This window comes from Myxococcales bacterium (assembly GCA_022184915.1).
Classification (GTDB): Bacteria; Myxococcota_A; Polyangia; order Fen-1088; family Fen-1088; genus JAGTJU01.
This window is the reverse complement of sequence record JAGTJU010000002.1, coordinates 880771-896462: the sequence shown is the minus strand read 5'-3', so window position 1 is coordinate 896462 and position 15692 is coordinate 880771. Positions and strand designations below refer to the sequence as shown.

General features: G+C 64.9%; 9 protein-coding genes. 7 read left to right on the top strand and 2 right to left on the bottom strand.

Annotated elements, in window-relative coordinates; translation table 11 throughout:
* Positions 1-158 precede the first annotated feature (158 nt).
* Entirely contained in the window at positions 159-2279 is a 2121-nt protein-coding gene (locus KA712_11380; protein ID MCG5053552.1) for a hypothetical protein, read from the top strand.
* Between the two features lie 5 nt (positions 2280-2284).
* The gene (locus tag KA712_11375; protein MCG5053551.1) at positions 2285-5149 is read left to right on the top strand and encodes a thrombospondin type 3 repeat-containing protein; all 2865 of its coding nucleotides are present in this window, start codon (positions 2285-2287) and stop codon (positions 5147-5149) included.
* 120 nt (positions 5150-5269) lie between these two features.
* Here KA712_11375 and KA712_11370 read toward each other — a convergent pair whose 3' ends face one another.
* Positions 5270-6529, bottom strand: coding sequence for a replication-associated recombination protein A (locus tag KA712_11370; protein MCG5053550.1), 1260 nt, complete (start codon positions 6527-6529; stop codon positions 5270-5272).
* A gap of 184 nt (positions 6530-6713) precedes the next feature.
* On the opposite strand from KA712_11370, the gene dacB reads away from it, so the two are divergent.
* Genes dacB through KA712_11345 form a run of 5 tightly spaced genes read left to right on the top strand, consistent with a single transcriptional unit; the run spans position 6714 to position 14388 of the window.
* Positions 6714-8441 (top strand): D-alanyl-D-alanine carboxypeptidase/D-alanyl-D-alanine-endopeptidase, encoded by a 1728-nt coding sequence (gene dacB / locus KA712_11365; protein ID MCG5053549.1) that lies wholly within the window; start codon positions 6714-6716, stop codon positions 8439-8441.
* Between the two features lie 35 nt (positions 8442-8476).
* Positions 8477-9622 carry a glycine cleavage system aminomethyltransferase GcvT gene (gene gcvT / locus KA712_11360; protein ID MCG5053548.1) on the top strand — a complete coding sequence of 382 codons (1146 nt, stop codon included), beginning with the start codon at positions 8477-8479 and terminating at the stop codon, positions 9620-9622.
* A gap of 56 nt (positions 9623-9678) precedes the next feature.
* Positions 9679-10074, top strand: a complete 396-nt coding sequence (gcvH, locus tag KA712_11355) for a glycine cleavage system protein GcvH (protein MCG5053547.1) — start codon at positions 9679-9681, stop codon at positions 10072-10074.
* Positions 10075-10114: 40 nt separating this feature from the next.
* Positions 10115-13021 (top strand): aminomethyl-transferring glycine dehydrogenase, encoded by a 2907-nt coding sequence (gcvP, locus tag KA712_11350; GenBank protein ID MCG5053546.1) that lies wholly within the window; start codon positions 10115-10117, stop codon positions 13019-13021.
* A 56-nt stretch (positions 13022-13077) separates the two neighbouring features.
* On the top strand, positions 13078-14388 hold the full coding sequence (locus KA712_11345) for a bifunctional ornithine acetyltransferase/N-acetylglutamate synthase (protein ID MCG5053545.1): 1311 nt from the start codon (positions 13078-13080) through the stop codon (positions 14386-14388).
* A gap of 57 nt (positions 14389-14445) precedes the next feature.
* Here the strand turns inward: KA712_11345 and KA712_11340 are convergent, their stop codons facing one another.
* Positions 14446-15666, bottom strand: a complete 1221-nt coding sequence (locus KA712_11340; GenBank protein MCG5053544.1) for a TonB family protein — start codon at positions 15664-15666, stop codon at positions 14446-14448.
* Between the last annotated feature and the right edge of the window lie 26 nt (positions 15667-15692).

Here is a 15692-nt window from a genome sequence, read left to right as displayed (position 1 = left end):
ACCGACCTGGTGTCAAAAGCCTAGGCTGCTGAAACCCTTGAGGTTTGGTCCGCCAAACCGGTTGCCTACGAAATTCCTATCTGTTAAAAGCGCGCTACGCGTTCCGCACCCCGTGCGCCCGACCACCGCTCAGACCCTCCCCTTCTACGGAGTCATTCATGTCCGGAAGTCCTAGTCTCCCGAGCAAGGTTCACAGCACCGCTGTGGCGGCTCTTTCGGTCCTCCTCATTGCCGGCTGCGGCGAAGACCTCGTCGACGGAGACTTCGGTGGCGTAGATCTTCAGGCGTTTTTCCAAGACGCCGGAGAAATCCCAACCTACCAGGCGCGCGAAGCATTCCTGGATGGCGCGCCGGTTCAGCTCTATGACTTCGGATGGGCCGCGGCGGCCCGAGACACACCGGACGAGGAGACGCGCTCGAGGCTCAGCCTGGACGAAGACGTGCGGGTACCAAAGGTAGCTCCGGTCAACCCGATGTATTTTTTCTTCGATTCCAGGGGCAACCCGATGTTTTCGGCGCCGATCCTCGAAGCGAAGACGGGCTACTACACCATGCCGGGTGGCAAGGGGGTTCGAGATCCAAATCCTTCCGCCGATGCGCCGAGGGACCTCGCTTATCCCGTAAGGAAACGGAATCTTCTGATCGACCCCAACCGAAACGTGCCTGATTACCAGCGGCCCATCGTAAACGTGATTTTCGATCGAAACGAGGCCTTGCTACAACAAGACTACTCAGGCCTCTGGGAAGTGGTGACCGTCATTGCCCCCTCCGGCTACGAGCCCGATGCGATCAAGAGCTGGGAGACGCTCGAGAAGGGTTGGGACCGAGAGCAAGGAGACTTCAAGCTGAAACAGACGGGGCACGTGATCAACTGTCCTCTGGTGGATTCCCGCTCCCTGGTGATTCCGACCATTGATGCCTACGACACCTCGCAAAGGCGTAACCCGCAGCCCTTGGTGGAGCTTTGGTACCGACGCAAGCGTGTTGACTGCTACCTGGTGAACGGCTGGCCTTCTTTGGGGAGAACGACGCCTGGAGCAGAAGGAAAGGACACCTACGAGCTCTACAAGACGACGCTGGATCCGGACGGAGTCGATGACGAACGCCTCACCGTGCTCGACACGGACCAGTTCACCTTGGGCGAGGGTACGGCAGCACGCCGCCAAGTCGTGGCACCCATCGGCCAAATCTTCATCCCGCGGCTCCGCGCCCGATCCGAGTCGTTCTACCTGGACTACTTCATCACGGCCGGAGCAAAACCGAGACGAACAAAAGGGGATCCTCTGGGCTACCGGCCCATCCGCTGGTGGTGGAACATCGACGTAACGGACTTCGGGCAAGAGGTAACTGACGGCTTCATCGAAAGTGCCGGGTTCAGGAACATCTCCAAAGTTGACGACTCGCGCCTGAGCCCCCGCACGGAGCCGAGAGAGGGCGTGGTGATGAACCTGCCCCTCACCGGCGCGCGGATCGGTTGTTCCGAGGCTACTCCTGACAATGACCCTTGCCAAAGCCTGGGGCTGGTTTGCTCCCGGTTGCAAGGCATCAGAACGGATCCCGCCTGCGAGCCCAAGCGCGTGCGCTGGGGTGCCTACTGCGCGCCAACCGTGGCGAGCTGCCAAACAGTTGTCGCGGAGGACAGGCCAGATGCCCCGGACGTTCCAGGAGACCGGGTGGAGCAGTGGTTCGTTCTCAATCGAGGCCGCGCCGGGGTCGAGGGCATCGTGGACCCCGCTTGGCTGGCGAAGCGCCAGGAGCTTCAGAGCAACGGGGCGCGCTTGGTCGAAGTGAGCAACGAGCGGCTCTACGGGTGCCTGGGAGATCCGGTCTCGGGCATCGGCGGCTGCTACTTGACCTGTAACAGCCGCCTCGCCAACCTCAGGCAAGCGGAAACGGTGAAGGTCACCATCGAGGTGGAGAACGCTGAGGGCAGAAAGACGCCCGTGGAGATCGATATGCCCCTCGATAGCCGCTGCGGAGCCGAACTGATGCCCGGGTTTCGGTGCATGCCTGTACGGAACGAGTTTGCCGAGAGCGGCGGTGAATACTGCCTTCGAGACTGCAACGTCTCCGAAGGCGCGGCTTTCTCGAAGGCTCGCTGCCAGTACGCCACGCCCGCCTACTTTTCGGATGACTTCACGGGCAAGGACGCAGCCGCCGATAGCACCTGCCAAACCATCGCAATTCCGGACGGGCAGGACTCGGACGGGAAGGACAAAACCTACCAGTTCGATGCATGCCGCAAGGATCCGGCTTTTTACCCCTTCCCCGGTGAGTAATTCCCATGCGTGTTTTCGGCTCTTCAGCTCCCCAGGTTCGCAAAGTGTTCAAGACCCAAAGTGCGGTCGTGTTGGTGGGCCTGCTACTGGGCCAAACCCAGGCCCATGCGGTTCCAGCAGCACTTCAGTGTACCGACACGAAGAAGGTTGATTGCGTCAAGGACGACCTCTTCATCCTCGCGGGCACCCCTGACCTTTTGGACCGCAGCGGCTGCAGGTCAGGCTCCCTGAGAGACCAAGGCATCTTCCGTTGGAACTGCAACTTTGACCGCCAAAAGGTGGTTGATAAGTTCCTGAAGACCCTCAATGACTCAGGCGCTCCGATTCCCGAGTGGGATCAAGTCGTGTTCTTCTACGCGGACTCCGAAGCCGCGAGCGTGTTCGGCGCGGGATCCGTCGTGCGCATGTTCTTCTATCGCGAGGGCGGCGCCAGTGGGGTGAGCGATGTCGGCGGCATCGGTATCGACCGTAAGTCGCGTGTGCCGGGCATTCCCTGGGTGGGTTACCTGACCGGGGGAAGCACCACTAACTTCGGCACGTACGTGCCTCCCCGGGGAAGCCAAGTTCCTGAGGTGCTGAAATGGTGGCCGCTTCCCGACCCGGCCGGCGTTCCAGGCTTCGAGGTTCGCTACCGCCTCTGCGACACAAACTCACTCTGCTACGACTACTTCAACGGCTATCAGGCCTTGGCGCAAGCCACCTCTCAGATGTTCGGCCCGTACCTGAGAGAGGAGCTCGAACTTCAGGGAGACAACTGGTTCGCCTTCGACGGCATGCAACGAAGCCAGTGCTCCCCCCCTAACCCTGATAACGGTTTCGCGGTGCCAGAGCGGCTTGCAGGCTCCCCGCCCGCGGGCGGGACTCCGCCTGATGGCGGAGCCCCAGATGGAGGCGCGACAGGGTCCGTAAAGGATCCAGTGCTCGAGCTGCCCACTGGGGGAAGGCCTTTGCTGGATTTGAACCAGGTCTCTGGAACCCGCGTCATCGACGACCCCATGAAGAACCCCCTCGCCTTTGGCGAGCCCGCGCTGTCGGTCTGCCCTGACAACAAGACGAACCTGGTCGCCAGCGTCCGTCCGCCCTACGCTCAGTTCGATCGAGCCACGGGGATGTGGAGCACTTCTCCCGCCAACGCCCAGGTCGTCAGGTCTCCGAACTTCAACGTTCTGCGTCCACGCATCTGGAACTCGTTCCTGGACATGGACGGGTCCCTCATGGGAGGCGGTGCGAACTGGTTCGAGAACGGAAACGGAACGGCCTCAAACGGAGGCCCTGCCGCCTTCCAGGCAGGCTCGCCTCCCTTTCGGGGCCAGCGGTTGTCTGTGTTCAACCCCCTCGAGCTGTGGCTAATGGGCTTCGCCCCCGTCACTGAGGCAAAGATTCGGGTCTACGAGGTGGGCGTGGACGACATGATTGGACCCGAGGCCGTCGAGGGCAAGTTTCAGGGTCAGGCGGGGCCTCGCATGGGGCTACCTCGGTTGCTCGGCGTCGGCACCGGAGCCAAGGCCATTCAGGTCTACAGCGATGGCAAGTCTCACGAGCGTTCTGTCAACGACCTTCTCCGGCTTCCCCCCGGCCAAACACCTCCCCGCGACCCAGAGTTCACGGCAGCGCCCCACCACATCAAGCAGCTCTGGGTCGTCGTGACCAAGCCCGAAGACAAAGTGGCAAAAGACGAAACAAAGCCGGACGGGTCCGTGTGCGACCAAACCTCATGCGATTCGGGTCTATTGGACAAGATCAACGAAGAGCAGCTCGAGCACATGCTGCGGTGGCGCCGGGCCTACGAGCAGTACTTTTACATGTTGACGAGCTACCGAGGACGGATGCGGACCACCTTCGACCAGGCCTACGACGACTCCGCTTACTGGGAGTTCATGCAAAAGGTTGACGACGAAAGAACCTTCACGCCCGCGGGTGGGCTGAGCATGGTGGTCTCGGGACCTAAGCAGGATCTCAACTCGCCGGCCATCCTGAGCTACGCGAACATCAATACGCCCGGGGCCGACGGCACTCTCCAGTTCACCACCCACAACCAGCAGCTTCCCGTCCGCATCGACGGGCGCATCGCTGAACGGGAGCCTGAGGTGGCGAACGTCAAGGGAGAGAGATTCGTGGTCTACGGGGACAACGCCTTGCTCGTGCGCATGGCGCTTCCCTTGAGGGATCGCGATCCCCAAAAGCAGCCCAAGGCGACTGCGATCGTGCAACTCAAGGACGGCCCCACGATTCGGATTCCCACAGACAACCCCGCGGTTCAGGACTCGGATACAGAGCGCAAGCCCTACTTGGTGTGGGACGGAAAGTTCCATACCTACGCGGTGGATCTCCGCAAAGTGCCCGAGTACGCGGGCAAGACCTTCGATGGCTTCACGTTCACGCCGTCGACCGAGGCCACTCCGGACTGCGACGTGCAGAACCTCGACGACCCAGACTGCATCAAGCTGGACTACATTCGCTTCACGAACGTGGCCACGCCGGGCGATGCGGACGACGACGACAAGGATTGCCTTGGTCAGGACCAGCCGGATGGCTTCATTGGTCTCGAGGACAACTGCCCACGGCTTTACAATCCGGACCAGGCGGACGTGGACGGCAACGGCGTGGGCGATGCCTGTGAAGACTTCGACCTCGACGCCATCGTGAACAAGTGCGACAACTGCCCCACGCTCACGAACGCCCGCCAGAGCAACAAGGACAAGGACGGCTTGGGCGACATCTGTGACCCCGACTTCAAGGGCGGGTGCTTCATGCAGCCTGACTCCGTGGCGGGCAACCAGGGCAATCCGGCAGCCGTGCCGCTCGTTATCTTCGGACTGACGGTGGCAGGTATCGGAGCCTTCCGATTGGGGCGACGCCGCAAGAAGTAGCCCCCAGGGGCTGCCAAACACTGCGGCACCACACACAAGAAGGGCTCGCCACGGCGGGCCCTCTTCGTTTCGAAGACGCAGCGGGGGTCGCGGTATCGAGGCAGGCGCCCTGCGAGGTCCTCAGCCTCGTTCGCAACGCCTCCGAAAGGCCTCCGCCAGCTGGGGCTCTTCGCCCTGGTCCGAGGGGCGAAAGAAGCAACTGTCCTTGAGGGCCTCGGGCAGATACGACTGCTCCACGTGATGGCCAGGGTGATCATGGGGGTAACGGTAGTCGCGGCCGTGGCCCAGGGCGCGGGCCATGCCCGAGGAGGCGTTCCGCAGATGGGCGGGCACGGGGAGAGGTCCGTGCGCTTCGACGGCGGCTTGCGCGGCTCGGTAGGTGGTGAGGGCACTGTGGCTCTTCGGCGCCAACGCCAGGTAGAGCGCCGCCTGGGTCAGCGGATACACCGCCTCCGGGAAGCCGATGAAGCGCGCCGCCTCCATGGCTGCAAGGGCGACGGACAGGGCCCGGGGGTCGGCATTGCCGACATCCTCGGATGCAAAGATGACCATCCGCCGCATGATGAAGAGAGGATCTTCCCCAGCTTCGATCATCCGGGCCAGCCAGTAGGTGGCCGCGTCCGGATCGCTCCCCCGCAAGCTCTTGATGAACGCGCTGACGACGGCGTAGTGCTCATCGCCCGCCTTATCGTAAAGGAGAGTCTTGCGTTGCAGGGCCTCCTCTACCGCCCGGCGGTCGATGATCTGTTGCCCCTCGGCATCGGGGGCGTTCACGGCAGCGGCGGCCTCGAGGGTGGCCAGCGCACGCCGCGCGTCCCCGCGGGACTCGGCGGCGATCAGCTTGCGGATCTCCGGAGGACAGACGAGGCTTTGCCCTCCCAGGCCTTGCACGGGATCGGCGAGGGCTCGCGCAAGCAGGGTTTCGAGATCCTCGGCGCTGAGCGGTTGCAGGACGAGCACCTTGGTGCGGGACAAGAGCGCCGCGTTGACCTCGAAGGACGGGTTCTCGGTGGTGGCACCCACAAGAATGACGGTTCCTGATTCGACGTGAGGCAGCAGGGCGTCTTGTTGCGCCTTGTTGAAGCGGTGAATCTCATCGACGAAGAGCACCGTGCGACGCCCTCGCAGGTTCCGAAGTTGCTCCGCCTCTGCGATGGCCTCTCGCAGATCCTTGACGCCCGACATGACCGCCGAGAGCGGGGCGAAGTGGGCCTCGATTTCGCGGGCAATCAGGCGTCCCAAGGTGGTCTTGCCCACGCCAGGGGGGCCCCACAGGATGACGGACGTCAGGCGACGGCTGTCGATCGCGCGCCGGAGCCACGTGTGAGGGCCCAGGAGCTGAGCCTGTCCCACCACCTCCGACAGGCGGCTCGGCCGCATGCGCTCTGCGAGAGGTTGGCCTCTGCGGTCCTTTTCGGCAGCGCGGGAAAACAGATCGTTCGACAAGATCCCGCGATTATAGGCGGCTTTCGCGGCGTGAGAGCTCCGCTTCGCCTCCCGCCGTCCGGACGACGCGAAGCGAACCTGGACCGCGGCCCTGGCCTGCGGTTAATTTGCTGAGACCATGAGGCTCACGCCTTCCACGCGTCTTCGACTGGCCTGCCATGCGCTCTTTGGGGCTTCGCTGCTGGCCTGCGCGGCGCCGCAACGGCCCGCGGCTCCGGCCACGCCCGCACCAGCCTCCCCCCTGGCCTCGCCGGCCCGGCCAAGCGACGGAACCCTGACGGCCACGCCTTCGGCCCCCGAGATGACCGCGGAGCGGCTGGCCGCCGCGCTGGGGCCGCGAACCCTGGCGCTGCCCCCTCTCCCGTCCCCTCCGGCCGACGGGGCGGCCCGTGCCAAGTGGCTGGGAGCCCAGCTCGACGCTCTTTTCGGTGGCCCCGGCCAGGTCCCTGCCCCGCTGGGCGCCGCGAAGGTCTCGGTGAGTGTCCTGGATCAAGAAACGGGCCGGGTGCTCTATGCGCGCGAGCCCAAGGCCCAGCTCAACGCGGCCTCGAACGTCAAGCTGGTCACCTCCTCGGCGGCGCTGTCTCTGCTCGGCCCCGAGTACCGGTTCCGAACGGCGGTGTACGGTCCCCAGCGGACCTCGGGCCGATACCTCGAGGCGGGCGGAGAGCTGGCCGGGGACCTTTACTTCCGCGGCGGCGGCGATCCCACCTTCGAAACGGCTGACCTCTCCGAGCTCGCCAATCAGCTGTGGGCGCTCGGCATTCGTCGCATCAAGGGCAACTTGGTGGTGGATCCCACCTTCTTCGACAGCCGCGTGCTGCCTCCGGCTTACGAACAAAAGGACGAGTCGGGTGCCTACAGGGCGCCGTCTTCGGCCACCTCGTTGAACGCAAATGCCGTGGCGATCACGGTGCTGCCCGCGCCCAAGCCCGGCCAGGCCGCGCGGGTCCTGCTCGAGCCAGCCTCCGACCACTTCGAGGTCACGGGCCGCATCCTGTCCTCGAGCCGAGCGCCGGCGTGGCCCGTGATTGAAACGCTCGCTGGCACCGACGGCAAAACCCGCATTCAGATCGGCGGGCGCATCACGACCGACCAAACACCTCGCACCTTCTCCCGCAGGGTGGTGGACCCCGCGCTTTACCTGGGACACACCGCGCTCGTCATGTTGGCTCGGCGAGGCATCACCCTACAGGGAAAAGTCGAGGTGGGGCCTACGCCCGAGGGGCTGCGCTTGTTGGCAACCCACGTCTCGGAACCGCTGGCCGTGGTGGTGCACGAGATGAACAAGCGATCGAACAACTTCGTCGCGGAGCAGCTCGTCCGTACGCTGGGGGCCGAGGCGTTACAAGCCCCGGGGAGCTGGGACAAGGGCCTCGAAGCCGTCGCGCGCTACCTCGAGGCCCTGGGAATCAAACGCGGCACCTACCGCATGGAGAACGCGGCGGGCCTTTACGACTCGAACCGGTTTTCCTCGGAACAGATCGCGGTGGTGCTGAGAGCGGCCCTGCGGGACTTCCGTATTTCGGGCGAGTTTGCGGCCTCGCTGCCCCTGGCCGGCATCGACGGCACCCTCGCCCAGCGCATGGCGGGTAGCCCCGCCGAGCGCTACGTCAGGGGCAAAACGGGGACGCTGCTCGGAACGAGTGCCCTTTCGGGGCTCGTGGGCTCGCCGAACCGCGCGCCTTTGGTGTTCTCGATCCTCATGAACGAGGTGACCGATACCGCGTTGGCGCGGGCGGTTCAGGACCAAGCCGCCACCGTGCTCGCCTGGTACCTGAACCCCGCCAGCGCCCCGGTCCCGGTGGCGGAAGCCTCCAGGGCGGCGCCCTACCCTGACCCTTGATTAGCGGCCCCGTTTCTCTCAGTATGGCGCCGTTCATGTCTGACTCTCACGCCGGTGCCGGTAGCCCCCTCAAGAGGACCCCCATTTTCGAGGCCCACGAGCGCCTGGGGGCCCGGATCATCGACTTCGGCGGCTGGGCGCTGCCCGTCAACTACAAAGCCGGGATTCTGGCGGAGCACGCCTACACCCGGCAGGCTGTCGGCGTCTTCGACGTTTCGCACATGGGCGAGTTCCACTTCCGGGGAGCCCGCGCGCTGCACGCCGTGCAGAACCTCGTGACCAACGATGTGGGCCGCCTGAGCGATGGCCAGGCCCTCTACACGGTGGCCTGCAACCCCCGAGGGGGCATCGTCGACGATCTCATCGTTTACCGCGTCGCGGAGGACCACCTTCTCACCGTGGTGAACGCGGCCAACATCGCCAAGGACCTGGCTTGGTTCCGGGAGGTGACCGGCGACCTCTGTACCCTCGAGGATGCCTCCGACGCCACGGCGCTCATCGCGTTCCAGGGCCCCAAAGCCATCGAGGTTCTGGAGGGGGCGCTCGGCGTGCCCGGGATCTCGACGCTTCCTTCATTTGGGTTTCGAACAAACCTCAACCTCGCCGGAAAACCCGTGTGGGTGGCCCGCACCGGATACACCGGCGAAGACGGTGTGGAGATCTTCTGCGCCCCGGCCGACGCGGCAGAGCTCTTTGGCACCTTGGTCGCCGAAGCGGAACGCGTCGGAGGCGGGCCCGTAGGCCTCGGCGCGCGGGACACCTTGCGGCTCGAGGCGAGGTTGCCCCTGTACGGCAATGATCTCACCGAGGACACGAGTCCTCTCGAAGCGGGACTTGGCTGGGTGGTTAAGCTGAACAAAGGAGCGTTCGTGGGCGCGGACGCTTTGGCCGCGCAGAAGACCTCGGGCGTGGCAAAGCGGCTCGTGGGCTTCGTCATGAAGGACCGCGGCATTCCTCGGCACGGGTATCCCGTTCTGGATGTGCACGACGGCCAACCGGGGGATGTCCTGGGTGAAGTGACGTCGGGAGGGGTAGGACCCACGGTGGGAAAAAACATCGGCCTGACGTATGTACCCTCTGCCAAGGCCTTGGCCGGCTCCACCGTTTTCGTAGACTGCCGAGGCAAACAGGCAGCCGCCGAGATCGTCGACGGGCCGTTTTACCGCCGCCCCAAACGGTAAGCTGCCGAGCCCCCATTCCTCAATTCGCGCCGACAACGACAAGGAGCCATCCCAGCATGAGTGACAACTATCCCTCCGACCTGATGTACACCGAAGACCACGAGTGGGCCCGCATCGAAGGCAACGTGGCCACGGTGGGCATCACGCAGTTCGCGGTCGAGCAGCTGGGCGACGTGACCCAGGTCGATCTACCGCGCGAGGGCGAGATGGTGACCCAGGGCGAGGTATTTGGCTCGGTCGAGTCGGTCAAGGCCGTCTCTGACCTCTTCGCGCCCCTCACGGGCCGCGTCGTCAAGGTCAACACTCCGCTCAGCGACTCGCCCGAGTACGTCAACGAAGACCCTTACGACCAGGGTTGGCTCGTCCAGATCGAAGTTGCCAGCGCCTCGGAGACCGGAAAGCTGATGACCGCGGAGGCGTACGAGACCTTCGTGAGAGACAGCACCGACTGAGCCGCTTCCCGCATCCAATACGCAGCTGACAATTTCGCCCATGACCAACGCCGTTTCGCCTGGCCCCTTTTCTGCCCACGCCGCCGGGGCTCGTTTCGCCGACCGCCACATCGGGCCCCGCCCGGCAGAGGTGGAAACGATGCTCCGCGCGCTCGGCGCTTGCAGCCTGCAAGCCTTGGTGGGCGAAGCCGTGCCGGCCGCGATCCGGTGCGAGGGCGACATGGACTTGCCTCCGCCGCGGAGCGAGGCGGAAGCGCTTGCGACGCTGGAAGCGTTGGCGTCCCAAAACCAGCTGTTTCGTTCATTTATCGGCGCGGGCTACCACGACTGCTTCACGCCGCCGGTGATCCAGCGCAACATCCTGGAGAACCCGGGCTGGTACACGCAGTACACGCCCTACCAGGCCGAGATCTCCCAGGGCCGCATGGAGGCACTGGTGAACTTCCAGCAGATGGTCATGGACCTGACGGGCCTCGATGTGGCCGGAGCTTCGTTGCTCGACGAAGCGACGGCCGCAGGCGAAGCGATGCAGATGCTCTACGACGTCTGCGAGGTGGAAGGGGCGAACACCTTCTTCGTCGACGAGGGTTGTCATCCCCAGACGATTGCCGTGGTGCAGACCCGGGCGAAGCCTCGCGGTATCTCCGTGGTGGTCGCCAATCCGCAAACGTTCGCCTTCGACGGCCGGGTCTTCGGGGCGCTCTTGCAGTATCCGGCCTCGGACGGGCGCATCGTGGACCACCGCGCCTTCATCGAACGTGCCCATGCGACGAAGGCGCACGTGGCCATGGCGTGCGACTTGCTCGCACTCACCTTACTTACGCCCCCCGGTGAGCTGGGAGCGGACGTGGCGCTCGGCAGCGCCCAGCGCTTCGGCGTGCCCATGGGCTTCGGGGGTCCGCACGCGGCGTTCTTCTCGACCCGCGCGGTGCACACGCGCAAGATGCCGGGGCGTCTCATCGGCGTCTCGAAAGATGCCCAGGGCAAGCGGGCGTATCGGATGGCGCTGCAGACCCGCGAGCAGCACATTCGGCGGGAGAAGGCCACCAGCAACATCTGCACGGCGCAGGTCCTGCTGGCCGTGATGGCCAGCATGTACGCGGTCTACCACGGGCCCGAGGGGCTCACGGGGATCGCCACGCGCGTGGCGCGTCTCACGGCAACTCTGCGCGCCGCCCTCCTGCGCAAAGGCATCGCAGTCGCGGAAGGACCCGTCTTCGACACCCTCCGCGTCGAGGGCAGCCCCGAGCAGATCGCTCACTTTCACGACGAAGCACGGCGGCGTCGCATCAACCTGCGGCCCCTGTCCGCCACCCGTCTCGGGCTCTCGCTCGATGAGACGACCACGCTCGAAGAGCTTTCCCGTCTGGCGGCCATTTTCGGCGCCGAGCTGGGCGAGCCCGCGTCGGCGCTGCCCGAGCTTCCAGAAGCGCTTCGCCGGCAAAGCCCCTTCCTGACTCACCCCGTGTTCTCGAGCTACCACTCCGAGACGGAGATGTTGCGCTACATCCGGCGCCTCGAATCCCGCGACCTCTCGCTCACGCACGCGATGATTCCGCTGGGGTCGTGCACGATGAAGTTGAACGCCACCACCGAGATGATGCCGATTACGTGGCCATCGTGGTGCAAGCTGCATCCCTTCGCTCCGTCCGAACAGGCCACGGGGTACCACGAAATCTTCCGGCAGCTCGAGGCGGCGCTCACGGCGGTCACGGGTTTCCCCGGGATCTCACTGCAGCCGAACGCGGGCTCGCAGGGCGAGCTGGCCGGGTTGCTCGTGGTCCGCGCGTACCACGCCGAGCGAGGGCACGGGCACAGGAACGTGTGTCTGATTCCGGCTTCGGCGCACGGCACCAACCCGGCTTCAGCCGTGATGGCGGGGTACGATGTGGTGGTGGTCAAGTGTGACGACCAGGGCAACGTGGACCTCACCGATTTGGCGCTGAAGGCGGCCAAGCACACAGACGTTCTGGCGGCACTGATGATCACGTATCCCTCCACGCACGGGGTGTTCGAGGAAGAGATCAAGTCCATCTGTGCGACGATCCATGAGCACGGCGGGCAGGTGTACATGGACGGCGCGAACTTGAACGCCCTCGTGGGGCTCGCGCGCCCTGCCGACTTTGGCGCCGACGTGTGCCACATCAATCTGCACAAGACCTTCTGCATTCCCCACGGGGGTGGGGGACCCGGCATGGGTCCCATCGCGTGCGCGGCCCACCTCGCCCCGTTTTTGCCCTCGCACCCCGTGGTGTCGATGGGCGGCGAGAAGAGCCTGGGCACCATCTCGGCGGCGCCCTGGGGCAGCGCAGACATCTTGCTCATTTCCTGGGCCTACGTCGCCATGATGGGCGCCGAAGGATTGAGGCGGTCGACCGAGATTGCCATTCTCAACGCCAACTACATCGCACACCGCTTGCAGCCCTACTTTCCCGTGGTTTATCGAGGGCGCCAAGGCCGCGTGGCTCACGAGTGCATCGTGGATCTGCGGGGCTTCAAAAAGAGCGCCGGTGTCGAGGTGGAAGATGTCGCCAAGCGCTTGATGGACTACGGCTTCCACGCGCCCACGATGTCGTTCCCCATTCCCGGCACGCTGATGATCGAGCCCACCGAGAGCGAGTCTCTGGCCGAATTGGATCGCTTCTGCGACGCGCTCATCGCGATCCGGAACGAGATCGCGGAGGTGGAAAGTGGCAAGCAGCCGCGAGACAACAACGTTCTCAAGAACGCCCCTCACACCGCCGAGGTCCTCCTGACGGAAAGCTGGGAACGCCCCTACTCCCGCAGCCAGGCTGCCTATCCCGTGGCCTGGGTGCGCGACCGCAAGTTCTGGCCCTCCGTGGGTCGAGTGGACAACGTGTTCGGTGACCGAAACTTCGTGTGTGCGTGCCCACCGATCGAGAGCTACGAGGGGTTCGAGAGAGACGCGGCGCCAGCGTCTGCCTGACGGGGGCGACGCTTTGGCTTGACACACGTGCACGCCTTGGCACGCTTGAGGCCGCCATGAGCCAAAGCTTCGCCTCGGAGAACGAGCACCGCGCCTTCATCGGCCAACAGGCCCGGATGCCCCTGGGCTTCCGTGCGGGTACGACCCGCTTTTCTTTCACCCCGGCTGAAGTGGCAAAGCCGGCGCAGATGAACTTGACCGTACTCGCGGCCGAGCGCCCGACGCCCGATTTCGCGGCCGTCTTTACCCGCAACGCTGTAGCCGGCGCCCCCGTGATGATCGGTCGTCGGCGTCTCGACGAAGCCGCCGTGTCCGCGGTTGTCATCAACAACAAGATATCGAACGTCGGTGCACCTTCGGGACAGGCGGATGCCGAGGCCGTCTGCGCCGCCGTCGGCCACGCGCTCGGCGTGCCCGGTACGGCCGTACTGCCTGCGTCGACGGGCGTCATTGGATGGAAGCTACCGGTGGCCGACATGATTGCCGCCGCACCCCGGGCGGTAGACGCGCTTTCACCCGAATCTCTTGCGGGCGCGGCGGCCGCGATCATGACCACCGACCTCTATCCCAAGGCCCGCACGGCGGCCGTTGGAGCCGGTTGCCTCACGGGGATCGTCAAGGGTGCCGGCATGATCGAACCCAACTTGGCCACCATGTTGGGCTTCATCTTGACCGACCTTGCGGTTCCCCGTGAGCGGCTGCGCGCCCTGCTGACGCGGGTCGTGGAGCGCACCTTCAACTGCATCAGCATCGACAGCGACACGAGCACGAGCGACATGGTGCTGCTCATGTCCTCGGGCCTCGTGCCCTGTCCCGACGAAAGCGCGTTCGAGGCAGCGCTGTTCGCAGTCTGCGCGCACTTGGCTGAAGACGTGGTACGCAACGGCGAGGGTGTGCACCACGTGATTCGTGTGAGGGTGCGCGGCGTGGCCAACCGAGAGTGGGCCCGTGGGATTGGCAAGGCCGTGGTGAACTCGCCGCTGGTGAAGACCGCCATCTGCGGCAACGATCCCAACGTCGGCCGCCTCCTGGGCGCGATAGGAAAGGTGATTGGCGCGTCGGGCTGGCCGCTCGATCCGGGCCACGCCCGCGTGGCCATGGGTGGACGCACACTCTTCGAAAACGGCAGCTTCACCCTCTCCACCAAGCTGGAAGCCGAGCTACGGGCTCATCTGGAGGACGCCGAGCTCTATCGCTCGCAGCCCACGCCCGACGGGCACTTTCATCCCCCGCTCTGCTTCCCGCCTCACGAGCGCTGTGTGGAGATCGACATGACCTGGCCGGAGGCCGACGCCGAAGAGGTCACGGTCGTGGGCGCCGATCTCAGCCACGAGTACGTCACCGAAAACGCGGATTACCGGAGCTGAAGCGCCGGCGTAACGCAACCGCGCACCAAGCAGGAGCCGCAGCCGGCGACCTCACGCTCAGTAATCGTTGTAGCGAAACACCTTCATGCGCGGTGAAGCGCCCCCGCCCCCGATCTCGAAGTAGAAACCGAAGCGGAAGGTGATGAGCCCCGAGCCTTCTTCCACCAGCTGGCGAGGAGGGTTCGGGAACGGCTGGGCTTGCTTGAAAGCCTCAACGGCCACGTCATCGAGGAAGTCGATGCCCGAGGGCGTGTCGAGGCCAACGGAAGCCAGGCTGCCATCAGACTTCAGTTCAACCTTGAGGAGCGTAAAGCGGTCGCGCATCCCGTAGATCCGGAACGTGGGATCGCGCTTGCGGTATTCCTCCGCCGGGCGCCAGTGATCACGCACCTGCCGTTTGACCCGGTTGAAGAACGAGGCGAACTTCCACTTCTTGGCATTGAGTGCCGTCTCCGCGCCGTCGTCCACGTCGTCGAGATGGTCTTGAGTACCGCTCCCGATGGCGTGGGCCACCTGGTCGAGGCTGGGCAGGAGAGAGGGCGCGCCGTACTGTCCTGCGCGTCCCGGAGTGCCTCCGCCGAGAGGTTGCTCGGGAAGGGTTCGCTCCGTCGACTGCTCCCGGCCGTCCCCATCGGGGGGCCCGGCCTCTGTCTCGGGATTCGGCCCCGTGAGGTTGCGAGGACCAAGCCCTTGCCGCTGCGCACGGGCGTCCGCACCTTGGGGGCCGGGCGTGCGCATCGCCAACGCGGCTGCTTTGGTTCCAGCTTGGGGCGCCACCTGAGGCTGCGCCTCGGAAGGCGGTGAAGCCGTCGTGGTCTCTGCGGCTTGACCGTCGGCGCTCATGCGCGAGTCGGCCTTCAGCTCGCCGAACTTCTTGGTTTCTTTTGCGACGGTCGAATCGTACTCGGCGGCAAACTTGGCGTCTTTCGGACGCTCTTGGTTGCGAGGCTTTGGCAGCTCCACCACCTGCCCTGGCGCCTTTTTGGCCTCGACCTCCTTCTTGGTTTCCTCTTCCTGGCGGGCTTCTTCGGCGCGTTCGAGTTCGGCGAGAATCTCGCGGGCAGCGTCCTCGTCGAGCATCCCGATCTCGACGGATTCACCTTCGGCGCCCTTGCGCGCGGCTTCGAGGTCGGCTTCGCGAGGGGCGAAAAAGTACGAAAACAATAGCAACGCCACCCCGGCTTCGAGGTGGAGGGCGAGAGCGATGAGCGCCCAGAAACCAAGGCGCTTTCCGCGCGCGCCGCGAGCGCGTTGGGAGGCGTGGGCCTTTGACGACATGGGCCTTCGGAGCCGCTATTTTAGCA

Bases quoted from the DNA above. Each gene is read 5' to 3' on its own strand.
- KA712_11380 (MCG5053552.1), top strand. From the start codon at position 159: ATGTCCGGAAGTCCTAGTCTCCCGAGCAAGGTTCACAGCACCGCTGTG.
- gcvT (MCG5053548.1), top strand. From the start codon at position 8,477: ATGTCTGACTCTCACGCCGGTGCCGGTAGCCCCCTCAAGAGGACCCCC.
- KA712_11340 (MCG5053544.1), bottom strand. From the start codon at position 15,666: ATGTCGTCAAAGGCCCACGCCTCCCAACGCGCTCGCGGCGCGCGCGGA.
- gcvH (MCG5053547.1), top strand. From the start codon at position 9,679: ATGAGTGACAACTATCCCTCCGACCTGATGTACACCGAAGACCACGAG.
- KA712_11375 (MCG5053551.1), top strand. From the start codon at position 2,285: ATGCGTGTTTTCGGCTCTTCAGCTCCCCAGGTTCGCAAAGTGTTCAAG.
- KA712_11370 (MCG5053550.1), bottom strand. From the start codon at position 6,529: ATGCGGCCGAGCCGCCTGTCGGAGGTGGTGGGACAGGCTCAGCTCCTG.
- KA712_11345 (MCG5053545.1), top strand. From the start codon at position 13,078: ATGAGCCAAAGCTTCGCCTCGGAGAACGAGCACCGCGCCTTCATCGGC.
- gcvP (MCG5053546.1), top strand. From the start codon at position 10,115: ATGACCAACGCCGTTTCGCCTGGCCCCTTTTCTGCCCACGCCGCCGGG.
- dacB (MCG5053549.1), top strand. From the start codon at position 6,714: ATGAGGCTCACGCCTTCCACGCGTCTTCGACTGGCCTGCCATGCGCTC.